The organism is Pseudacidovorax intermedius (genome assembly GCF_003350475.1).
GTDB classification, from domain to species: Bacteria; Pseudomonadota; Gammaproteobacteria; order Burkholderiales; family Burkholderiaceae_C; genus Xenophilus; species Xenophilus intermedius.
Map to the genome: position 1 here is coordinate 356,702 of NZ_QQAV01000002.1, position 19,943 is coordinate 376,644.

Genomic DNA, 19,943 nt, shown 5'->3' on the forward strand with positions numbered 1-19,943 from the left:
AGCTCAATGTCCCCAGACCTCTTGAGCGGTCTCGATCACGAGGCGCAGCTTCTGCCGCTGCGCTTCGACGGCGATGTTGTTGCCGTGCACGGTGGACGAGAAGCCGCATTGCGGCGACAGGGCCAGCTGCTCCAGCGGCGCGTACTTCGCGGCCTCGTCGATGCGGCGCTTGAGGTCATCCTTGCTCTCCATCTCGCCGAACTTGGTGGTCACCAGGCCCAGCACCACGGTCTTGCCCTTGGGCAGGAAGCGCAGCGGACGGAAGTCGCCGGAGCGGTCGTCGTCGTATTCCAGGAAGAAGGCGTCCAGGTTCATCTCGGCCAGCAGGGCCTCGGCCACGGGCTCGTAGTTGCCGGCGGCGGCATGGGTGCTTTTGAAGTTGCCGCGGCACAGGTGCATGGCCAGCAGCATGCCTTCGGGCTTGTGGGCCACCACCTTGTTGATGAAGCCGGCATAGCGGTGCGGCAGCTCGTTGGGGTCGTCGCCGCGCTGACGGGCGGCCTCGCGCATCTTCTCGTCGCACAGGTAGGCGAGGTTGGTGTCGTCCATCTGCACGTAGCGGCAGCCGGCGTCGTACAGGCTCTTCAACTCATCGCCATAGGCCTTGGCCACGTCGTCGTAGAAGGCCGGGTCCAGCTCGGGATAGGCCGTCTTGCTGATGCCGGCCCGGCCGCCGCGAAAGTGCAGCATGGTCGGCGAGGGAATGGTCACCTTGGGCGTGCAGCCGGCGGCCACCTGCCCCTTGAGGTATTCGAAGTCGGCGCGCTGGATGTCCTTGGCATGGCGCACCTTGTCGACGACGCGGATCACCGGCGGGGCCAGCTCCTCGGTGCCGTCGGCCTTCTTGACGGTGACCGGGATGTCGGTCTTGACGCCGCCCAGCTGCTCCAGGAAGTCGATGTGGAAGTAGGTGCGGCGGAATTCGCCGTCGGTGATGCTCTTGAGGCCGACGTCCTGCTGGAACTTGACGATCTCGGCGATGGCCTTGTCCTCGACCTCGCGCAGCGCCTCGGCGCCGATCTCGCCTTTGGCCTTCTTGTCGCGGGCCTCCAGCAGGTATTGCGGGCGCAGGAAGCTGCCGACATGGTCGTAGCGGGCGGGCAGTTGCATGGTGTCTCCTGAGAGGGAAAAAAGAACGCCGCCCTGTGAGGCGGCGGCCGGGGGATCGTAGCCGCTGGCGCGCTACTTCACAGATCCAGTACGAGCAGCGGCGTCTTCGACCGCGAGCAGCAGGGCGTGAACTGGTCGTTGGCCACCCGCTCATCGTCGGTGAGGTAGCAGTCGCGGTGGTCGGGCACGCCCTCCAGCACGCGCGTGATGCAGGTGCCGCACACGCCCTGTTCGCACGAGACCATGATCTCCACGCCCTCGGCGCGCAGGGCCTGCACGATGGTCTGGTCCTTGGGGATGCGGTAGGTCTGGCCGCTGCTGGTGAGCTTGACCTCGAAGGGCTGGTCGCCGCTGGTGTCCTGCGCGGCGGCGGCGAAGTACTCCAGGTGGATCTGCTGCGCCGGCCAGCCGTTGGCCTTGGCGGTGTTCACCACATGGTCGATGAAGCCGCCGGGGCCGCAGACGTAGATCTGCGTGCCGGGCTCGGGCGTCTTGAGCAACTCGGCCACGCGCAGCTTCTGCGCTTCGGGGCCGTCGTCGTGGTGCAGGTGCACCTTGTCGGCGAAGCCGCTGGCGGCGATCTCCTCGCGGAAGGCGGTGCGGGCGGGCGAGCGGGTGCAGTAGTGCATCTCGAAGTCCGCGCCCCAGGTGGCCAGCCGCTGCGCCATGCACAAGATGGGCGTGACGCCGATGCCGCCGGCCAGCAGCAGGCTGCGCGGTGCGTCGTGCAGCGCGAAGTGGTTGCGCGGCGCGCTGATGGTGAGCACATCGCCTTCCTTGACCAGGTCGTGTACGGCCGCCGAGCCGCCGCGCGAGGCGGGCTCGCGCAGCACGGCGATGCGGTAGCGATGGCGCTCGGCCGCGCTGTTGCACAGCGAGTACTGGCGCACTAGCCCATTGGGCAGGTGCACGTCGATGTGGGAACCAGCGCCAAAGCCCGGCAGCGGACGCCCGTCGGCGCTGACCAGTTCGAGCGCGACGATGCCCTCGGCCTCCTGCGACTTGCGCTGCACGCGCACCTGCAACGACGTCATGCGGCCACCGCCTCGCCCGCCGGAGCGCGCTCGGCCGCCAGCAGGCGGTCGATGATGCGGCGCGACTGCACGCCGCCCGCATCAATGTTGAGCATCAGCAACCGGCGCGCCGGGTGGGCCAGCAGCGAGCGCTGCTGCGCTTCGAGCATCTCGGTGTCCTCGGCGAAGACCATGCCCTGGTTCTCGCGGATCTGCGCAGTCAGCGCCTCGTCCTTGACGTTGAAGTTGCGCGCCATGCCCCAGAAGTACCAGTGCGAGGTCTCGGTCTCCGGCGTGATGAAGTCCACCACGATGCTGTAGACCTTCTTGTCGGCCGGCGCGTGGTAGCCGCCATGGCCCGCGAGTGCCACGCCCACTTCGATCATGACGTGACTGGGCGGGGTGAAGCGGCAGACCTGCCAGCGGTCCACCGGCTGGTCGTCCGGCAGGCCGTTGCCGCGCAGGTTGGCCTGCCAGAAGGGCGGGGCCATCACGTTGTCCATGAAGCGGCTGGTGACCACCTGCTCGCCTTCGGTCTTGGTGGTGACGGGCGTCTCGTCGATCTCCTTCTGGCCGATGCTGGTGCTGTGCACGTAGGTCTCGTGCGTCAGGTCCATCAGGTTGTCGATCATGAGCCGGTAGTCGGCCTGGATGTGGTACAGGCCGCCGCCGTAGGCCCAGTCGGAGTTCTGCGCCCATTCCAGGTGGTGGATCTTGGCGGTGTCGGCCTGGGCTTGGTCGCCGGGCCACACCCAGATGAAGCCGTAGCGCTCCTCGACCGCGAAGCGCTTGATGCACGGGAAGCCGCCGACGCGCTGGCCGGGCATGGAGACGGTCTTGCCTTCCTCGCCCATCACCAGGCCGTGGTAGCCGCAGACCAGCTTGCCTTCGCACACCTGGCCCAGCGACAGCGGGGCGCCGCGATGGGGACAGAAGTCTTCGAGGGCGACGACGCGACCGCCTTCGCCGCGGTAGAAGACGATGCGCTCGCCGCAGATGGTGCGGCCGAGCGGCTTGTGGGCGATCTCATCGGGGGTACAGGCCACGTACCAGGCGTTCTTGGGATACATCGGGGGTCCTCGGGAATCGGCTTGGGAATGGCGCGATTATGGAAAGCGACTTTGGCGATGTATACAGAGATGCCGCTCAAATGGCGTGAAACCTAGGGAAAACCACGAATAAGTGCTTTGATCTTTGTCGCAATGTATACAGATAGACTCCCTCCTCATGCCAGAAGCCGCACCCTCCATCGCCGCTGACGCAGGCGCCTCCCAGGCGGTGCGGGCCCAGTTGCGGCTGCGGGAAATGATCCTGGCGGGCGAACTGCCGCCCGGCGAGCGCGTGGGTGAGGTGGCCATCGTCGAGAAGCTGGGCATCTCCCGCACGCCGATCCGCACCGCGCTGGTCCGGCTGGAGCAGGAGGGCCTGCTGCAGGCCCTGCCGCATGGCGGCTTCGCGGTGCGTTCCTTTTCGGAGCGCGAGGTGTCCGACGCCATCGAGCTGCGCGGCACGCTCGAAGGCCTGATGGCCCGCCTGGCGGCCGAACGTGGCGCGGCGTCGGCGCTGCTGGCCCAGGCCGACGAGAGCCTGGCCGACATCGACGCCGTGCTGGCCCGTCCGCGGCTCGACGATGCCGACTTCCTGCACTACGTGGAGGCCAACCAGCGCTTCCACCGCCTGCTGGGCCAGATGGCCGACAGCAGCGTGCTGCAGCGCGAACTGGACCGCGCGGTGCAAATGCCTTTCGCGTCGCCCTCGGGCTTCGTGGTGGTGCAGGCCAACTCGCCGCAGGCGCGCGACATGTTCATCGTGGCGCAGGACCACCACCGCGCCATCCTCGAAGCCATCCGCCACCGCGAGGGCGCCCGGGCCGAGGCACTGGTACGCGAGCACGCGCGCATCGCGCAGCGCAACCTGCGCGCGGCGATGCGCGACCGCGAGGGCCAGCGCCTGCCGGGCGTGGGCCTGATCCGCCCCGATGCGCCGCGCGCGGCCTGAGAGGCCGCGGAGGACGTCGGCCATGAAAGGGACCGTCTCGGTGTCTGTTTCCATGCGGTCCTGCACGGCCGGGTCCACAATCGCCGGCGCGTTCGGCGCCGTGCCCGCTCCAGCTGGTTCCCGCGGACGGGGGCCTGTGGCCGCCGATCTCTCTTCTTCTACTTCTTTCTGACCCACGGAGACTTCTTCATGCAAAAGCGATTGTTCGTCCAGGCCACGCTCGCGGCCGCGGCCCTGGCCAGCGCCCCCGCCTGGGCGCAGGGCACGCCCTTCAAGATCGGCCTGATCCTGCCGATGACCGGCCAGCAGGCCTCCACCGGCCGCCAGGTCGAGGCCGCCGCCCGGCTGTACATGGCGCAGAACGGCGACACCGTGGCCGGCCGCAAGATCGAACTGATCGTCAAGGACGACACCGGCCTGCCGGACGTGAGCAAGCGCCTGGCGCAGGAGCTGGTGGTCAACGAGAAGGTCAACGTGCTGGCCGGCTTCGGCCTCACGCCGCTGGCCTTGGCCGTGGCGCCCATCGCCACGCAGAGCAAGACGCCCCAGGTGGTCATGGCCGCCGCCACGTCGAGCATCACCGAGGCCTCGCCCTTCATCGTGCGCTCCAGCTTCACGCTGCCGCAGGTGTCGGTGGCCATGGGCGACTGGGCGCCCAAGAACGGCATCAAGAGCGTGGTCTCGCTGGTCAGCGACTACGGCCCGGGCAACGACGCCGAGAAGTTCTTCACCGATCGCTTCCAGCTCAACGGCGGCAAGGTGATCGAGAAGCTGCGCGTGCCGCTGCGCAACCCCGACTTCGCGCCCTTCCTGCAGAAGGTGCGCGACGCCAAGCCCGATGCACTGTTCGTCTTCGTGCCCTCCGGCGCGGGCGCGGCGGTGATGAAGCAGTTCCTGGAGCGCGGCATGGACAAGGCCGGCATCAAGCTGATCGCCACCGGCGACGTGACGGACGACGATCAACTGGCCGACATGGGCGATGGCGCCCTGGGCGTGGTCACCTCGCACCACTACTCGGCGGCGCATCCGTCGGCACTGAACAAGAAGTTCGTCGAGGCCTTCGAGAAGGCCAACAAGGGCATGCGCCCCAACTTCATGGCCGTGGGCGGCTATGACGGCATGCGCGTGATCTACGAAGCCCTGAAGGCCACCGGCGGCAAGGGCGACGGCCCGGCGCTGCTCGACAAGATGAAGGGCCAGATCTTCGAGAGCCCGCGCGGGCAGGTGCTGATCGATGCGCAGACCCGCGACATCGTGCAGGACGTTTACCTGCGCAAGGTCGAGAAGAAGGATGGGTCGCTCTACAACGTGGAGTTCGACGTGATCAAGGCCGTCAAGGACCCGGCGAAGAAGTAACTCGCCTACGGGCTGCGCGGCCCCTCGAGGCCGCTGCGCCGCCCCCTTCGGGGGGCGCACCCGTGGCCCGGCGACGCCGGTCCCACGGTCTCTTCTCTTCCTTTCTCGATGCGGCGCCCATGCTGACTATCCTGTTCGACGGCATTGCCTACGGCATGCTGCTATTCGTGCTCGCCGTGGGGCTGGCCGTGACGCTGGGGCTGATGAACTTCATCAACCTCGCGCACGGCGCCTTCGCTATGGCGGGCGGCTACATCACGGTCTATGCGATGCAGAAGCTGGGGCTGCCCTTCCTGCTGTGCCTGCCGCTCGCGTTCGTGTTGACGGCGCTGATCGGCGCCCTGCTGGAGCGCACGCTCTACCGGCCCATGTACGGCAAGCCGCACCTGGACCAGGTGCTGTTCTCCATCGGCCTGGCCTTCATGGCGGTCGCGGGCCTGGACTACTTCGTGGGCTCCTCGCAGCAGAACCTGCAACTGCCCGAGTGGCTGCGCGGCCGAACCGAGATCGGCGATGGCGCCCTGCTGCTGGGCATGGGCCACTACCGCCTCTTCATCATCGCGGTGTGCGCGGTGCTGGCGGTGGTGCTGCAGCTGGTGCTCACGCGCACCCGCTTCGGCAGCCGGCTGCGTGCGGCGGTGGACGACCCCACCGTGGCCGCGGGCCTGGGCATCAACGTGAACCAGGTCTTCCTGGCCACCTTCGCAGTGGGCTCGGGCCTGGCGGGCCTGGGCGGCGCACTGGGCGCCGAGGTGCTGGGCATGGACCCGACCTTCCCGCTCAAGTACATGATCTATTTCCTGATCGTGGTGGCGGTGGGCGGCACCTCGTCCATCACCGGCCCGCTGGCGGCGGCCCTGCTGCTGGGCATTGCCGACGTGGGCGGCAAGTACTTCATTCCCAAGATGGGCGCCTTCACGGTGTACCTGCTGATGATCCTGATCCTGATGTGGCGCCCGCAGGGCCTGTTCACCCGGAAGGGAGGGAAATGATGCCCACCCCCGTTTCTTGCTCACTGCGTGTAGCCGAATCCCCCCTTGCAGGGGGCGCACCCGGTCGCCCGGCCAAGCCGGTTCGACGGGTGCACTGGCATGGCCTGCTCCGCGGCCTCTCGAAAGGAGTCGCAGCATGATCACCAAAGGAAGCAGCAACGACTGGCGCGCCCCGCTGCTCGGCCAGGCCCGCTGGCGGTGGTGGGAATTCCTGCTCTGGGCGCTGGCCTTCGCCGCGCCGCTGGTGCTGCCGCAGCATGCGCTGATGGTCAACGAGATCGCCATCGTGGCGCTGTTCGCCATGTCGCTGGACCTGGTGCTGGGCTACACCGGCATCGTCTCGCTGGGCCATGCGGCCTTCTTTGGCTTCGGTGCCTATGCGGCGGCGCTGTTCGCCAAGCTGGTGATGCCCGATCCGACCGTGGGCCTGGTCGTCGCCACCGTGCTGGCCGCGGTGCTGGGCCTGGCCGCCAGCGTGACCATCCTGCGCGGCAGCGACCTCACGCGGCTGATGGTGACGCTGGGCACGGCCCTGCTGCTGCTGGAGTTGGCCAACAAGCTCGACTGGCTGACCGGCGGCGCCGACGGCCTGCAGGGCGTGGTGATGGGGCCGGTGCTGGGCCTGTTCGACTTCGACCTCTACGGCCGCGTGGCGGCGTGGTACTCGCTGGCCGTGGCGCTGGTGCTCTTCCTGCTCATGCGCCGGCTGGTGCATTCGCCCTTCGGCGCCACGCTGATGGCGATCCGCGACAACCGGCTGCGGGCCATGGCCATCGGCATTCCGGTCACCTCGCGCATGTCGGTGATCTACACCATCGCCGCTGCCGTCGCCGGCGCCGCGGGTGCGCTGCTGGCGCAGACCACCGGCTTCGCCTCGCTGGACGTGCTGGCCTTCGACCGCTCGGCCGACGTGCTGCTGATGCTGGTCATCGGCGGCGTGGGCTGGCTCTATGGCGGCGTGGCGGGCGCCATCGTCTTCAAGTTGCTGCAGGACACGCTCTCCAGCGTCACGCCGCAGTACTGGATGTTCTGGATTGGCCTGCTGCTGGTGCTGCTGATGCTGGTGGGTCGCGAGCGCCTGCTGCGCCCGCGGACCTGGTTCCGGAAGGGAGGCGCGGCATGACGGTCACCTCTCCCGAGACTCCCGAAATCGTGCTCGAGGCCGAGTCGCTGGTGATGCGCTTCGGCGGCATCACCGCCACCGACCATGTGTCGATGCGCCTGGCCAAGGGCGCGCGCCATGCGCTGATCGGCCCCAACGGTGCCGGCAAGACCACGCTCATCAACCAGCTCACCGGCGTGCTCACGCCGAGCGAAGGCCGCATCCGGCTGCTGGGCGAGGACATCACCCGCCTGGCGCCGCACCGGCGCGTGACGCGCGGATTGGTGCGCACCTTCCAGATCAACCAGCTCTTCGACAGCATGACGCCGCTGCAGACGCTGGCCCTGGTGGTGGCGCAGCACCGGGGGCAGGGTGCCCGCTGGTGGCAGCCGCTGGGCCGCGATGCGGCGGTGGCCGAGCGTGCCGGTGAGCTGCTGACCCAGTTCCACCTGGCCGATGTGGCGCACACGGAGGTGCGTCACCTGGCCTACGGCAAGCGCCGCCTACTGGAAATCGCCATCGCCCTGGCCTGCGAGCCGCGTGTGCTGCTGCTGGACGAGCCGGTGGCTGGCGTGCCGGCCGGCGAACGCGAGGAACTGCTGCAGACCGTGGCCGCGCTGCCGGCCGATGTCTCCGTCCTGCTGATCGAACACGACATGGATCTCGTCTTCAGCTTTGCCAAGCGCATGACTGTGCTGGTCAATGGCGCCCTGCTCACCGAGGGCACGCCCGAGGAGATCGCGGCCGACCCGCGGGTGCGCGAGGTCTACCTGGGCCAGACGGAGGTGCACGCATGAGCGGCACGACGAATGCGCTGTTGCAGATCGAGGGTCTCAGCGCCGGCTATGGCGAGGCCGTGGTGCTCAACGACGTCTCCCTGTCGCTGGGCGAGGGCGAGACGCTGGCGCTGCTGGGCCGCAACGGCACGGGCAAGACCACGCTGATCAACACCCTGGCCGGCGCCACGCGCCAGCATGGCGGACGCATCCTGCTGGGCGGCCAGCCGCTGCACACGCTGCCGGCCTACCGCCGGGCCGCCGCCGGCGTCGGCTGGGTGCCGCAGGAGCGAAACATCTTCAAGTCGCTCACCGTGCACGAGAACCTCACAGCGGTGGCGCGCCCCGGCCGCTGGACGCCGGCGCGCGTCTACGAGATGTTCCCGCGCCTGGCGGAGCGCAAGGGCAACCTGGGCACGCAGTTGTCGGGCGGCGAGCAGCAGATGCTGGCCGTCGGCCGCGCCCTGGTGCTCAACCCGCGCCTGGTGCTGCTGGACGAGCCGCTGGAAGGCCTGGCGCCGATCATCGTGGAGGAATTGCTGCGCGCCATTCGCCGGCTGACCCGCGATGAAGGATTGACCGCCATCATCGTGGAACAGCATCCGCAAGCCATTCTGGCGATTTCGGATCGCGCCGCCGTGCTGGATCATGGCTCGGTGGTGCATCGGGGTGCTGCGGCTGAATTGCTGGCGCAGCCCGCCCTGCTGGATCGCCTGTTGGGGCTGGCCCGCTGAGAGAGCCGTGCCGATGCCTAGTCGCCGGCGCCGTTATTGGGATGCGAATACCCTTGTAGTCCGGGGGTATTCAATTCGTGCGCGCCCGCCGTGGCTTGTGGTGTTCAATTCTTGAATTAGAATTCGCGAACTGCTTTCTCAATACAAAGGATTCGAGCAATGGCAACTTTGGCAGAGATCACCGCGCAGATCCAGCAGCGGGACCAGGAAATCGCGGAATTGCGCCGCCAAGCCGAGGAACTGCGCAGCCACGAGCGCGCTGGCGTGATCGAAGAACTCCGCAAGAAGATCGCCGAATACGGCATTACCGCGGCTGACCTCAAGCTGAATGGCCGCGGTGCCGCTACGGGCGCCAAGCGCAGCGTTTCGGCCGCTCCGGCCAAGGCGGCCGCGGTCGTCAAATACCGCAGCCCCACCGGTGAAACCTGGTCCGGTGGCCGCGGCCGCAAGCCCCGTTGGGTGACCGAGGCGCTGGCCGCTGGCAAATCGCTTGACGAGTTCGAAGTCAAGTAAGCAATACACCGCTGCACCTGCTGCAGCGTGAACAAACAAAAATCCCGCGCACTGCGCGGGATTTTTGTTGACGGGTCGCCGATCTACGGGTTCACCATCACCAGCTTGCCCTTGACCCCCCGCGAGCCCATGTGGGCGTAGGCCGCCTTCAACTCGTTCATCGGCATCGTGCGGTCGATCACCGGCTTGATCTTGCCCTGGGCATACCAGCCGGCCAGTTCTTCCATCATCCGGGCATTGGCCTTGGGCTCGCGCCGCGCGAAATCGCCCCAGAACACGCCGACCAGCGACGCGCCCTTGAGCAGCGTGAGATTCAGCGGCAGCGAAGGAATGGGCCCCGAAGCAAATCCCACCACCAGATAGCGTCCGCGCCAGGCGATGGAGCGAAATGCCGGTTCGGCGAAATCGCCGCCCACCGGGTCATAAATCACGTCGGGTCCCTTGCCATCGGTGGCGTCCTTGATGGCATCGCGGAAGCCATGGGGCAGCGCATGCTGGCTGTAATTGATGGTCGCGTCCGCACCGATGCTTTTGCACAGCGCGCATTTCTCGTCGGTGGATGCCGCTGCAATGACGCGCGCGCCCGCCGCCTTGGCGATCTGGATGGCGGAGGTGCCGACGCCGCCCGCGGCGCCGAGCACCAGCACGGTTTCACCCGCCTTGAGCGCGGCGCGATCCATCAGGGCGTGCCAGGAAGTCGCATAGATCATGATGAAGGCGGCTGCGTCCACCATGTCGAATTGCGGTGGCAGCGGCATGCACAGGGCTGCCGGCGCCAGGGTGTGGGTGCCGAAGCCGCCCGTGCCGGAAAGGCAAGCAATGGGCTGGCCGACCTTCAGGTGGGTGACGCCTTCGCCGACGGCCTGCACGATGCCCGCATATTCGGAGCCCGGCACGAAGGGCAGCTTCGGCTTCATCTGGTATTTGTTCTGCACGATCAGCAGATCGGGAAAGTTCAGGCTGGCCGCCTTGATTTCCACCAGCACTTCGCCCGGACCGGGCTGCGGCGTGGGCAATTCCTTCCAGGTCAGCGCGTCGACGCCGACCGGGTTTTCGCAAAGCCATGCGTGCATGGAATCAGTCTCCGTCTTCATTGAGGCGCAGGCATGATAGGGGGCCGCCTCGCGGCGTTCTTGTCTCTGCGGCGACCCCGTGCCCGTGGGGCTTCGCCTCCTAAAATCCCGCCGCCCATGAAGATCCTCATCTCCAACGACGATGGCTACCAGGCCCCCGGCATCGTGGCCCTGCACGACGCGCTGCGCGAGGTGGCCGATGTCGAGGTCATCGCGCCCGAGCACAACAACAGTGCCAAGTCCAACGCCCTGACCCTGGCGGCCCCGCTGTACGTGCACCGTGCACACAACGGCTTCCGCTACGTCACCGGCACGCCGGCCGACTGCGTCCACATCGCGCTCAAAGGCCTGCTGGACTACCGGCCCGACCTCGTCGTCTCCGGCATCAACAACGGCGCCAACATGGGGGACGACACCATCTATTCGGGCACCGTCGGCGCGGCCATGGAGGCCTACCTGTTCGGCATCCCGGCGATCGCCTTCTCGCAGACCGAGAAGGGCTGGGCCCACGTCGACGCGGCCGCCCAGGCGGCCCGGCGGCTGGTGGAGCGCATCCAGCGCGAGCGCATGCACGAGCAGCCGGCGTGGCTGCTGAACGTCAACATTCCAAATCTGCCGGCCGAGTCCCTCAAGCCGATCAAGGTCTGCCGCCTGGGACGCCGCCATGCAGCCGAAAAGGTGATCACCCAGCAGAGCCCCCGCGGCGAGACCATGTACTGGATCGCCGGCGCGGGCGGTGCCAAGGACAGCGGTGAAGGCACCGATTTCCACGCCACCGCCGCTGGCCACGTGGCGGTCACGCCGCTGCAGATCGACCTGACCGACCACGCCAGCCTGGGCGAGTGGCGCGAGGCCGTGCGCCGGCTCGACGCCAGCGACTGAGCCGGACCGACGCAGGAGTCACGGTGCCGCAGCCTCCACGTTCCCGTCCCACCTTTCCCGTCACCCTCGACCGCGCGCCCGCGCCAGCGGCGCCGACACCTCTGCGGGCCAAGCTGCCCGCGGTTCCGCCGCCGCCACTCAGTGTCACCCCGGCCATGGCCTCGGAGGCGGTCCGTCAGCGCATGGTGCGGCGGCTGGCCGCGCAGGGCATCGCCGACGAGCGCGTGCTGAAGGCCATGGGCGCGGTGGCGCGGCATGCCTTCGTCGATGGCGCCCTGGCCGCGCAGGCCTACGAGGACACCAGCCTGCCCATCGGACTGGGACAGACCATTTCCAAACCGAGCGTGGTGGCGCGGATGGTCGAACTGCTGCTGGCGGCCCCGGCGTTGGCCGACCAGCCGCAGGCACGGCTGGGGCGGGTGCTGGAGATCGGCACGGGCTGCGGCTACCAGGCGGCCGTGCTCAGCCACGTGACCCGCGAGGTCTACAGCATCGAGCGGCTGCGCGGCCTGCATGAGAAGGCGCGGGCCAATCTCAGGCCTCTGCGGCTGGCCACCGTGCATCTGCTGCTGGGCGATGGCATGCAGGGCTACCCGGCGGGCGCACCCTACGCGGGCATCATCGCGGCGGCGGGCGGGGCTGACCTGCCGGCGGCCTGGCTGGACCAACTGGCACCGGGCGGGCGCCTCGTTGCTCCAGTACAGTCTGGAAATGCGGGCCAAGCACTTGTCATCATTGACAAAACGAACAGGGGGGTTGAGCGCCGGTTTCTTGAGGCCGTCAACTTCGTGCCTCTAAAATCGGGAATTGCATGAAGGAAAGACATATGCAGGGTTCTGGTCGCTGGCACAGGCTGGCTTGGATGGGCGCTGCGGCGGCCTGCGTCGTGCTGGCGGGTTGCGCCTCTTCGCGTGGACCGGCCCCGGTTGAAGATCGCGCGCCCGTGAATGGGGCGGGCGCCGCGAGCCCAGCGGCGTCAGGACTGCCGACCACGGACGCCAGCGGCAAGCCGCTGCCCGGCATCGAGAACCTGGGCAAGCCGGGTTACTACGCCGTCCGCCCGGGCGACACCGTGCGGCGCATCGCGCTGGATACCGGCCACAGCTGGCGGGACATCGTCCGCTGGAACAACCTTGACAATCCCGACCGCATCGAAGTGGGTCAGGTGCTGCGCGTGGTGCCTCCCGTCGCGGGCGCGCCCCTGGTGCCGCCGCCTGCCGTCGCGGGCACGGGTGCCATCCCGCCGGCGACGACCACTCCGGTGACCCCACCGGTGGTGGCCGGTGCGACGCCCCCCGCCAAGCCGGCGGGCAATCCGCCCGCCGCCAGCGGCGAGGACGACCTGGGATGGATCTGGCCCGCCCAGGGCGCCTTGATTGCCGGCTTCGACGATGCCAAGAACAAAGGCCTGGACATCGCCGGCCGCGCCGGCGATCCGGTGCTGGCAGCTGCTGATGGCAAGGTGGTGTACGCCGGTGCCGGCCTGCGCGGCTACGGCAACCTGATCATCCTCAAGCACAACAACACCTTCCTCACGGCCTACGCGCACAACCAGGCGCTGCTGGTCAAGGAAGACCAGTCGGTGCAGAAGGGCCAGAAGATCGCCGAGATGGGCAGCAGCGACGCCGACCGCGTGAAGCTGCACTTCGAGATCCGCCGTCAGGGCAAGCCGGTGGATCCCTCGCGCTACCTGCCGGCGCGGCCCTGAGCATGCGCCGGCCGTCCCCATCAGGGCGGCCGGCGACAATCGGGGGATGACGGATTCCCTCGACAACAAGGACACGCTCCTCACGTCCCCCGCTTCTGCCGACGCCTCTGGGCCCGCTGGCGTCTCGGCCGCTTCTTCCTCTCTCCTCGACCTTCCCGTGCCTTCCGATCGCCCGGCCAGTGCGGCGCTCGAGCCGGGCTGGCTCGCCGTCGAATCGCTCGACCTGGAGGCCCAGGGCGTCGCCCGACGGGAAGACGGCAAGGTCGTCTTCATCGATGGCGCGCTGCCTGGCGAGATCGTCCGGGCCAATGTGCACCGCAAGAAGAACAACTGGGAGCAGGGCCAGCTCACCGACATCCGGCGCGAGTCGCCGCTGCGCGTGCGGCCCGGTTGCCCGCACTTTGGCCTGCACGCAGGGGCGTGCGGCGGCTGCAAGATGCAGCATCTGCATGCCTCGGCCCAGGTGGCCGTGAAGCAGAGGGCCCTCGAAGACAACCTGTGGCACCTGGGCAAGGTGCGGCCCGATACGCTGCTGCGCCCCATCGAGGGCCCGGCCTGGCACTACCGCTACCGCGCCCGTCTGTCGGTGCGCTACGTCCAGAAGAAGGGCACGACGCTGATCGGCTTCCATGAGCGCAAGAGCCGCTATGTGGCCGACATGGAAATCTGCCCCGTGCTGCCGAAGCCGGTCAGCGACATGCTCATGCCGTTGCGCGGGCTGATCGACTCCATGGATGCACGACTGACTTGCCCGCAGATCGAGGTGGCCTGCGGCGATGCGGCGGGCACCACCCGACTCGGCGTCATCGCCCTGGTGCTGCGCCACCTGGAGCCGCTGGGGGAGGCCGACCGGGATCGCCTGCGCGCCTTTGCCGCGGCGCACCCCGGCGTGCAGTGGTGGCTGCAGCCCAAGGGACCGGACACCGTCCACCTGCTCGACGAGGCCGTGCCCGACCTGGCCTATGAACTGCCTGAATTCGGCATCACCATGCCCTTCCGGCCCACCGACTTCACCCAGGTCAATCCGCACATCAACCGCGTGCTCGTCTCCCGCGCCCTGCGCCTGCTCGACGTTAAGCCGGAGGAGCGCGTGATCGACTGGTTCTGCGGCCTGGGCAACTTCACCCTGCCGCTGGCCACCCAGGCACGCGAAGTCCTGGGCATCGAGGGCAGCGAGACGCTGGTGGCGCGTGCGCGTCACAACGCAGCCGGCAACAGGCAGGCCGCGCAGCGGCCCTGGGGCAAGGCGGATTTCGTCGCCCGGAACCTGTTCGAGATGACGCCCGAGATGTTGGTGGCGGACGGGTATGCCGATCGCTGGCTGGTCGATCCGCCGCGCGAGGGCGCCTTCGCGCTGGTGAAGGCGCTGGCCGACCTGCATCAGCAGCCGGAACTGCGCACAGGGGGCTGGACACCACCCCAGCGCATCGTCTACGTCAGCTGCAACCCGGCCACGCTGGCGCGCGACGCGGGCCTGCTGGTGCATCAGAGCGGCTACCGCTGCAGCTTTGCCGGCGCGGTGAACATGTTCCCGCACACGGCACACGTCGAGTCCATCGCCGTCTTCGACCTGGCGGACTGAGGCGGGCGGGATCGTCCAAAAGCAAAGGGGCCCGCGCGGGCCCCTTTTTCCGTTTCAGTGCGCTCGGACGGGCGTCAGTCGCGCTCGCCGCCGAAGATGCCCAGCAGGGCCAGCAGGCTCTGGAAGACGTTGAACACGTCCAGGTACAGCGCGAGCGTGGCGCTGATGTAGTTGGTCTCGCCGCCGTCGATGATCTGCTTCAGGTCGTACAGCATGTAGGCGGAGAAGATGCCGATGGCCGCCACCGAGATCGCCATCATGCCGGCGCTGGAACCGATGAAGACATTGATGATCGAGCCGACGAAGAGCACCAGCACGCCCACGAACAGGAACTTGCCCATGCCGCTCAGGTCGCGCTTGATCACCGTGGCCAGCGAGGCCATCACGAAAAACACGCCGGCCGTGCCCGCAAAGGCGGTCATCACCAGCTCGGAGCCGTTCTTGAAGCCCAGCACCATCGCGATCAGCCGCGACAGCATCAGACCCATGAAGAAGGTGAAGCCGAGCAGCACCGGCACGCCGGCGGCCGAGTTCTTGGTCTTCTCGATGGCAAACATGAAGCCGAAGGCGCCGGCCAGGAAGACCACCAGGCCCAGGCCTCCCGTGAGCGCGGCCGTGATGCCGGTGGCCACGCCGAGCCAAGCGCCCAGTACGGTGGGAATCATGCTCAGCGCGAGCAGCCAGTAGGTGTTGCGCAGAACGCGGTGGCGCTCTGCCTGGGGCAGCACCTGGCCGTAGCCGGCCGGTGTGTCAAAGGTGGGGGCTCTGTCGTTCATGGCAAAACTCCTGAAAGGGTTGAGGGGACTGCTTGACGGGCAGTTGCAGGTCATTCTAGGAAAGATCAAGGGCCGCATTGGCATATCCGGACGGCGCGTCGCCCTTTGGAACCATGGGGTCTTGCTGCACGTTGGCGGCACCTGGCGCCAGTGACGCATCCTGTATTCTTCACCCCCATGAAGACCAAGCACTTTCTCGAACTCGAAGACGTCAAGAAGATCGCCGCCGCTGCCGAAGCGGAAGCCGTCAAGAACCAATGGGCCGTGACCATCGCCATCTGCGACGACGGCGGCCACCTGCTGTGGCTGCAGCGCCTGGATGGCGCCGCGCCGGTGTCGGCTCACATCGGCCCGGCCAAGGCCCGCACGGCCGCCCTCGGTCGTCGCGAGAGCAAGGTCTATGAAGACATCATCAATGGCGGCCGCACCGCCTTCCTGTCGGCGCCCACGGTGGACGGCCTGCTCGAAGGCGGCGTGCCGATCGTCAAGGACGGCCAGGTGATCGGGGCGGTGGGCGTCAGCGGGGTGAAGTCCAACGAGGACGCGCAGATCGCCAAGGCGGGCATCGCGGCCATCGGCCTGTAACAGGACAGCCGGCGGCCCCCCGGCCGCCGCTCCAATGAAAAACGCCCCGCCGGGCAATGCCGGCGGGGCGTTTTCGTTTGGAACTCAAGACGCGTTCAGCGCAAAAAAAGGCGTGGCTGGTCGAACACTGGCTGGCCAAAAAACGACCCTTGGAGAGTCAGATCTCCTCGAGTCGCCCCACGATGAACGGTCGGGGCAGGGGCTGCATCACTTGGTCAGGATGAGCTTGCCGAGCTTGGTGGCCTGCAGGCGATAGAGCGCGCCGTTGTGCAGGATGCCGATGGTCTTCTGGCCCTTGAGCAGCTCGCTGCTCTGCAGCAGCTGGGCCGGAGAGGGCGTGATGTGCGCCGATGCGCCGCTGCCGCCCTGGTCGAGCGAAGGATGGCTGAGCACTTTCTGGGAATGCGAGGACTGGGCTTGCACGGGATGGACCTTTCGAATCGGATCAGTGAAGCGGATGAGCAAATGATAACGATTCGCACTTAGAAAAGCAATCGTCGTCATGAGTTTTTTTGAAGGCAAACCGCCAGCGGGTCCGGCCGGCTCGATTCGCCCTGGGGCGGCCGCCCGCTGGGGGCTCTTGCAGGCGCGCCAGAGAAAAAAGCCGGCTGCTGCCGGCTCGTTCAGGATGCGCCCGCTTTCCGGACGGGTCCAAGGAAGTCACTGCGGCGTCGGATCGGTGATGAAGCCGATCTTGCGCACGCCGGCCTTTTGGGCAGCGGCCATGGCCGTCGCGACGCGTTCGTAGCGCACGTCCTTGTCGCCCCGGATGTGCAGTTCGGGCTGCGGATCGCGCGCGCCTTCGGCCGCCAGGCGCGACACCATCGTCGCGTCGTCGATCTTTTCCTGGTTCCAGAAGTAGCTGCCATCGGCGGCCACGCTCAGCTGGATGGTCTGCGGCTTGGTCTCCTCGCGCTCGTTGGTGGCGCGCGGCAGGTCGATGTTCACCGCATGCTTCATCACCGGCACGGTGATGATGAAGATGATGAGCAACACCAGCATGACGTCCACCAGGGGCGTCATGTTGATCTCGTTCATCACGTCGTCGGCTTCGTCCTGGGTTCCGAAGGCCATGGCATCAGCCCTTCTTGAGCGGCAGGATGGTGGCGGCCTCGCCGTTGGCCTGCACCCGGCCACCGGTCACGAAGTAGGCGTGCAGGTCGTGGGCGAAGCTGTTGAGCTTGTTCAGCACGAACTTGTTGCCGCGCACCAGCGCGTTGTAGCCCAGCACGGCAGGAATGGCCACTGCCAGGCCCAGGGCCGTCATGATCAGCGCTTCGCCGATCGGGCCGGCCACCTTGTCGATGGTGGCCTGGCCTGCGGTGCCGATGCCCAGCAGCGCGTGGTAGATGCCCCAGACCGTGCCGAACAGGCCGATGAAGGGCGCCGTCGAGCCCACCGACGCCAGGATGGCCAGGCCGCCCTGCAGGCGGGCTGTGAATTCGTCGATGGCATTGCGCAGGCAGCGCGTGATCCAGTCGCTCACGTCGAGCGCGTCGTGCAGGTGCGCCTTGGTGTTGCGATGGTGGGCTGCGGCCTCGCGCCCTTCGAGCGCGAGCACGCGGAAGGGGTTGCTGTCGTCCTTGCCCAGCTTGTCCAGCGCCGCGGCGAAATCCTCGCTGTGCCAGAAGTTGCCGGACTGACGTGCCATGCGCTTGTAGCGCACGATGTCGATCGCCTTGATGAGGATGACGATCCACGACGCGAGCGACATGCCCAGCAGCAGCAGGGCCACGGCCTTGGTGACGAAGTCGCCCTGCGTCCAGACGTGCATCAGGCCAAATTGGGAATCCATAAATACTCCAGCGAAAAGATCAGTTCAGGACGAAGTTGAAGGGGGCGCGCAGCAGGTACACCGTCTGGGCGTCGCCGCCGCCCAGCTGGCGGAAGGGCGTCACCTGCGCAGTCATGGCCGCGCTCAGCGCGGCCTGGTCCAGCCGCTCGTAGCCGCTGGACTTGGCGATCTCGGCCCGCTTGGCCATACCGTCGGCATTGAAATAGACGGCCACCACCACGGTGCCCGTCTCGCCGAGCTTGCGGCTCATGGTCGGGTAGATCGCGCGTGGTTCGCGCACGTAGGTGGTCTGTCCCTGCGTGACCTCCACCAGCCGCGGTGCCGGCGGCGCGACCGGCGCAGGTGGTGCGACGGGGGCGGCAGGCGCCGGCGGCGCGGGTGGCATGGGCGCGGGTGCAGTAACGGGCGGCGGCTCCACCACGCCGGTGGGCGCATTGGGCGCCGGCACGGGCTTGGGCTCCCGGATTGCAATCGGCCGGGGCGGAGGCTTGGGTGCCTGCTTCTGCGGTGGAGCGGGCGGCGGCGGCGGGGGCGGGGGCGGCGGTGCCGGCCGTGGCGGCTCGATGATCTGCGCCAGGATCTCCACCGGCACGATCACTTCGGCGGCCTTGCGGATGAGCCCGCTCTGCAGCGCCCAGAGCGCCGCGGCATGGAAGAGCACCACGCCACCGACGATCAAGGTCGTGCGGGAGACGCCAAGAGGAGAAGAGGGGGGAGAGGAAAAGCGGCTCGACACGGTCAACCCAGAAACACAGCCCGGCCATGCATGCAGAGCCGGTGAGCGTAGATCAGAAAAGAGGATCTAGCGGCGCAGTACCCACCAGACCGAGCCGGCGAAGATCAGGCCGCCGACGAGGGCTGCGACGAATTCCATGCTTTGCTCTCCGTGATGGCAGTGGCAAGCTGGATCGCGCGGGGTTCGATGTCGCTGTGGAGGGCGGCCACCGGATGCGACGCACTGCATTGGGCCACCACGTCGCGTGCACAGGTTTCGCAGCGGCCGCACTGGGTGGCCACACCGAGCTCGAATTGGATCTCGTCGAAACTCATGCCTGCACGGGCATGCCGCACGATCTCGCGGTCCGACACTCGGCGGCATACACAGACGATCATGGCGGTGGCTGCAGTTGGCTGGCTGTGAGGAAGAAGTTGGGCGATTATAAATACGAATTTCTCGCATTCGCAATCTCTATCCTCACTGCAAAGAAGGGTGTCTCCGACGGGGCGTGAGCTACACCTCGGCCCACATCCGAAGCAGGTTGTGGTACGTGCCGGTCAGCGCCACGGTCTCGTCGGTCTCGCCCAGGCGTGCGCGCAGGCTCTGGATGTTCTGGTCCAGCTCGAACAGCAGTGCGCGGTGGGCGTCGTCGCGGACCATGCTCTGCAGCCAGAAGAAGGAGCACACCCGGGCGCCGCGCGTCACCGGCTGCACGCGGTGCAGGCTGCTCGACGGATACAGCACCAGGTCTCCCGCGGGCAGCTTGACCTCGTGCGTGCCATAGGTGTCGACCACCTCCAGTTCGCCGCCGTCGTAGTCCTGCGGGTCGCAGAGGAAGAGCGTGCACGACAGGTCCGTGCGCAGCTGTCCGCCGCCGCCCGGCAGGGAGCGCACCGAGCCGTCCACATGCAGGCCATAGGTCTCGCCGCCCTCGTAGCGGTTGAACATCGGCGGCACCACCCGCAGGGGCAGGGCCGCCGAGAAGAACTGGGGATGCCGGGCCAGCGCCTCGCGGATCACGCCGCCCAGTTCCTGAGCCACGGGCGACTGCTCCGAGAGCTGCCGGTTGTTCTTGACCCGCGCGCCCTGCGGGCCCGCCGAGTCGCGGCCGTCGATCCAGTCGGCGGCGTCCAGCGCCGCACGCAGCTGCCGCACCTGCTCGGGGCTGAGGACTTCGGGGACATGGACCATCATGGTGTCGTTCTCCTCGACAAGCGAAAAACCCGGCCA

General features: G+C 67.7%; 23 protein-coding genes. 12 read left to right on the forward strand and 11 right to left on the reverse strand.

Features of this window, described 5'->3' with window-relative positions; all coding sequences use genetic code 11:
* Positions 1–3 precede the first annotated feature (3 nt).
* The 3 genes from DFR41_RS08290 to DFR41_RS08300 form a co-directional block, all read right to left on the reverse strand.
* Positions 4–1,110: a 5-methyltetrahydropteroyltriglutamate--homocysteine S-methyltransferase gene (locus tag DFR41_RS08290; RefSeq protein WP_017760118.1), complete on the reverse strand. Its 1,107-nt coding sequence runs from the start codon at positions 1,108–1,110 to the stop codon at positions 4–6.
* A 77-nt stretch (positions 1,111–1,187) separates the two neighbouring features.
* Positions 1,188–2,144 (reverse strand): PDR/VanB family oxidoreductase, encoded by a 957-nt coding sequence (locus tag DFR41_RS08295; RefSeq protein ID WP_017760119.1) that lies wholly within the window; start codon positions 2,142–2,144, stop codon positions 1,188–1,190.
* Positions 2,141–3,193, reverse strand: coding sequence for an aromatic ring-hydroxylating oxygenase subunit alpha (locus DFR41_RS08300; protein WP_017760120.1), 1,053 nt, complete (start codon positions 3,191–3,193; stop codon positions 2,141–2,143). Before DFR41_RS08300 ends, DFR41_RS08295 begins: the two co-directional genes overlap by 4 nt.
* 157 nt (positions 3,194–3,350) lie before the next feature.
* Between DFR41_RS08300 and DFR41_RS08305 the strand changes: the two genes are divergently transcribed.
* From DFR41_RS08305 to DFR41_RS08335, 7 genes are all read left to right on the forward strand, one after another.
* Complete coding sequence (locus DFR41_RS08305) at positions 3,351–4,121, forward strand: GntR family transcriptional regulator (protein WP_043116843.1); 771 nt, start codon at positions 3,351–3,353, stop codon at positions 4,119–4,121.
* Between the two features lie 189 nt (positions 4,122–4,310).
* Positions 4,311–5,477: an ABC transporter substrate-binding protein gene (locus tag DFR41_RS08310; RefSeq protein ID WP_043116845.1), complete on the forward strand. Its 1,167-nt coding sequence runs from the start codon at positions 4,311–4,313 to the stop codon at positions 5,475–5,477.
* 119 nt (positions 5,478–5,596) lie between these two features.
* Positions 5,597–6,469, forward strand: coding sequence for a branched-chain amino acid ABC transporter permease (locus tag DFR41_RS08315; RefSeq protein ID WP_017760123.1), 873 nt, complete (start codon positions 5,597–5,599; stop codon positions 6,467–6,469).
* Between the two features lie 136 nt (positions 6,470–6,605).
* Positions 6,606–7,592, forward strand: a complete 987-nt coding sequence (locus DFR41_RS08320) for a branched-chain amino acid ABC transporter permease (protein WP_017758501.1) — start codon at positions 6,606–6,608, stop codon at positions 7,590–7,592.
* Entirely contained in the window at positions 7,589–8,368 is a 780-nt protein-coding gene (locus DFR41_RS08325; RefSeq protein ID WP_114802399.1) for an ABC transporter ATP-binding protein, read from the forward strand. The genes DFR41_RS08320 and DFR41_RS08325 overlap by 4 nt, the downstream gene beginning before the upstream one ends.
* A complete protein-coding gene (locus DFR41_RS08330; protein WP_017758503.1) occupies positions 8,365–9,081 on the forward strand; it encodes an ABC transporter ATP-binding protein in 717 nt (238 codons plus the stop codon). The genes DFR41_RS08325 and DFR41_RS08330 overlap by 4 nt, the downstream gene beginning before the upstream one ends.
* Positions 9,082–9,240: 159 nt before the next feature.
* Complete coding sequence (locus DFR41_RS08335) at positions 9,241–9,594, forward strand: H-NS histone family protein (RefSeq protein ID WP_017758504.1); 354 nt, start codon at positions 9,241–9,243, stop codon at positions 9,592–9,594.
* An 83-nt stretch (positions 9,595–9,677) separates the two neighbouring features.
* Here DFR41_RS08335 and DFR41_RS08340 read toward each other — a convergent pair whose 3' ends face one another.
* Positions 9,678–10,667, reverse strand: a complete 990-nt coding sequence (locus DFR41_RS08340; protein ID WP_017758505.1) for an NADPH:quinone oxidoreductase family protein — start codon at positions 10,665–10,667, stop codon at positions 9,678–9,680.
* A 117-nt stretch (positions 10,668–10,784) separates the two neighbouring features.
* Between DFR41_RS08340 and surE the strand changes: the two genes are divergently transcribed.
* Genes surE through rlmD form a run of 4 tightly spaced genes read left to right on the forward strand, consistent with a single transcriptional unit; the run spans position 10,785 to position 14,839 of the window.
* Positions 10,785–11,549 carry a 5'/3'-nucleotidase SurE gene (gene surE / locus DFR41_RS08345; RefSeq protein ID WP_017758506.1) on the forward strand — a complete coding sequence of 255 codons (765 nt, stop codon included), beginning with the start codon at positions 10,785–10,787 and terminating at the stop codon, positions 11,547–11,549.
* 23 nt (positions 11,550–11,572) lie between these two features.
* Positions 11,573–12,364 carry a protein-L-isoaspartate(D-aspartate) O-methyltransferase gene (locus tag DFR41_RS08350; protein WP_425326690.1) on the forward strand — a complete coding sequence of 264 codons (792 nt, stop codon included), beginning with the start codon at positions 11,573–11,575 and terminating at the stop codon, positions 12,362–12,364.
* An 11-nt stretch (positions 12,365–12,375) separates the two neighbouring features.
* Positions 12,376–13,257, forward strand: coding sequence for a peptidoglycan DD-metalloendopeptidase family protein (locus DFR41_RS08355; RefSeq protein WP_043116851.1), 882 nt, complete (start codon positions 12,376–12,378; stop codon positions 13,255–13,257).
* A 46-nt stretch (positions 13,258–13,303) separates the two neighbouring features.
* Positions 13,304–14,839 carry a 23S rRNA (uracil(1939)-C(5))-methyltransferase RlmD gene (rlmD, locus tag DFR41_RS08360; RefSeq protein WP_114802401.1) on the forward strand — a complete coding sequence of 512 codons (1,536 nt, stop codon included), beginning with the start codon at positions 13,304–13,306 and terminating at the stop codon, positions 14,837–14,839.
* Positions 14,840–14,913: 74 nt separating this feature from the next.
* Here rlmD and DFR41_RS08365 read toward each other — a convergent pair whose 3' ends face one another.
* Entirely contained in the window at positions 14,914–15,615 is a 702-nt protein-coding gene (locus DFR41_RS08365; protein WP_017758510.1) for a Bax inhibitor-1/YccA family protein, read from the reverse strand.
* 177 nt (positions 15,616–15,792) lie between these two features.
* Here DFR41_RS08365 and DFR41_RS08370 point away from each other — a divergent pair, with 177 nt between their 5' ends.
* Entirely contained in the window at positions 15,793–16,200 is a 408-nt protein-coding gene (locus DFR41_RS08370) for a GlcG/HbpS family heme-binding protein (protein WP_114802402.1), read from the forward strand.
* A gap of 207 nt (positions 16,201–16,407) precedes the next feature.
* Here the strand turns inward: DFR41_RS08370 and hemP are convergent, their stop codons facing one another.
* The 6 genes from hemP to DFR41_RS08400 all read right to left on the reverse strand — a co-directional run bounded on the left by hemP (position 16,408) and on the right by DFR41_RS08400 (position 19,907).
* Positions 16,408–16,623, reverse strand: coding sequence for a hemin uptake protein HemP (gene hemP / locus DFR41_RS08375; RefSeq protein ID WP_043116852.1), 216 nt, complete (start codon positions 16,621–16,623; stop codon positions 16,408–16,410).
* A 237-nt stretch (positions 16,624–16,860) separates the two neighbouring features.
* Entirely contained in the window at positions 16,861–17,274 is a 414-nt protein-coding gene (locus DFR41_RS08380) for an ExbD/TolR family protein (RefSeq protein WP_017758513.1), read from the reverse strand.
* 4 nt (positions 17,275–17,278) lie between these two features.
* Entirely contained in the window at positions 17,279–17,995 is a 717-nt protein-coding gene (locus DFR41_RS08385; RefSeq protein ID WP_017758514.1) for a MotA/TolQ/ExbB proton channel family protein, read from the reverse strand.
* Between the two features lie 19 nt (positions 17,996–18,014).
* On the reverse strand, positions 18,015–18,731 hold the full coding sequence (locus DFR41_RS08390) for an energy transducer TonB (RefSeq protein ID WP_114802541.1): 717 nt from the start codon (positions 18,729–18,731) through the stop codon (positions 18,015–18,017).
* A gap of 104 nt (positions 18,732–18,835) precedes the next feature.
* Positions 18,836–19,108, reverse strand: a complete 273-nt coding sequence (locus DFR41_RS08395) for a (2Fe-2S)-binding protein (protein WP_043112580.1) — start codon at positions 19,106–19,108, stop codon at positions 18,836–18,838.
* Between the two features lie 118 nt (positions 19,109–19,226).
* Positions 19,227–19,907, reverse strand: coding sequence for a Fe2+-dependent dioxygenase (locus DFR41_RS08400; RefSeq protein WP_114802403.1), 681 nt, complete (start codon positions 19,905–19,907; stop codon positions 19,227–19,229).
* Positions 19,908–19,943 lie beyond the last annotated feature (36 nt).

Bases quoted from the DNA above. Each gene is read 5' to 3' on its own strand.
- DFR41_RS08290 (WP_017760118.1), bottom strand. From the start codon at position 1,110: ATGCAACTGCCCGCCCGCTACGACCATGTCGGCAGCTTCCTGCGCCCG.
- DFR41_RS08295 (WP_017760119.1), bottom strand. From the start codon at position 2,144: ATGACGTCGTTGCAGGTGCGCGTGCAGCGCAAGTCGCAGGAGGCCGAG.
- DFR41_RS08300 (WP_017760120.1), bottom strand. From the start codon at position 3,193: ATGTATCCCAAGAACGCCTGGTACGTGGCCTGTACCCCCGATGAGATC.
- DFR41_RS08305 (WP_043116843.1), top strand. From the start codon at position 3,351: ATGCCAGAAGCCGCACCCTCCATCGCCGCTGACGCAGGCGCCTCCCAG.
- DFR41_RS08310 (WP_043116845.1), top strand. From the start codon at position 4,311: ATGCAAAAGCGATTGTTCGTCCAGGCCACGCTCGCGGCCGCGGCCCTG.
- DFR41_RS08315 (WP_017760123.1), top strand. From the start codon at position 5,597: ATGCTGACTATCCTGTTCGACGGCATTGCCTACGGCATGCTGCTATTC.
- DFR41_RS08320 (WP_017758501.1), top strand. From the start codon at position 6,606: ATGATCACCAAAGGAAGCAGCAACGACTGGCGCGCCCCGCTGCTCGGC.
- DFR41_RS08325 (WP_114802399.1), top strand. From the start codon at position 7,589: ATGACGGTCACCTCTCCCGAGACTCCCGAAATCGTGCTCGAGGCCGAG.
- DFR41_RS08330 (WP_017758503.1), top strand. From the start codon at position 8,365: ATGAGCGGCACGACGAATGCGCTGTTGCAGATCGAGGGTCTCAGCGCC.
- DFR41_RS08335 (WP_017758504.1), top strand. From the start codon at position 9,241: ATGGCAACTTTGGCAGAGATCACCGCGCAGATCCAGCAGCGGGACCAG.
- DFR41_RS08340 (WP_017758505.1), bottom strand. From the start codon at position 10,667: ATGCACGCATGGCTTTGCGAAAACCCGGTCGGCGTCGACGCGCTGACC.
- surE (WP_017758506.1), top strand. From the start codon at position 10,785: ATGAAGATCCTCATCTCCAACGACGATGGCTACCAGGCCCCCGGCATC.
- DFR41_RS08355 (WP_043116851.1), top strand. From the start codon at position 12,376: ATGCAGGGTTCTGGTCGCTGGCACAGGCTGGCTTGGATGGGCGCTGCG.
- rlmD (WP_114802401.1), top strand. From the start codon at position 13,304: ATGACGGATTCCCTCGACAACAAGGACACGCTCCTCACGTCCCCCGCT.
- DFR41_RS08365 (WP_017758510.1), bottom strand. From the start codon at position 15,615: ATGAACGACAGAGCCCCCACCTTTGACACACCGGCCGGCTACGGCCAG.
- DFR41_RS08370 (WP_114802402.1), top strand. From the start codon at position 15,793: ATGAAGACCAAGCACTTTCTCGAACTCGAAGACGTCAAGAAGATCGCC.
- DFR41_RS08380 (WP_017758513.1), bottom strand. From the start codon at position 17,274: ATGGCCTTCGGAACCCAGGACGAAGCCGACGACGTGATGAACGAGATC.
- DFR41_RS08385 (WP_017758514.1), bottom strand. From the start codon at position 17,995: ATGGATTCCCAATTTGGCCTGATGCACGTCTGGACGCAGGGCGACTTC.
- DFR41_RS08395 (WP_043112580.1), bottom strand. From the start codon at position 19,108: ATGATCGTCTGTGTATGCCGCCGAGTGTCGGACCGCGAGATCGTGCGG.
- DFR41_RS08400 (WP_114802403.1), bottom strand. From the start codon at position 19,907: ATGATGGTCCATGTCCCCGAAGTCCTCAGCCCCGAGCAGGTGCGGCAG.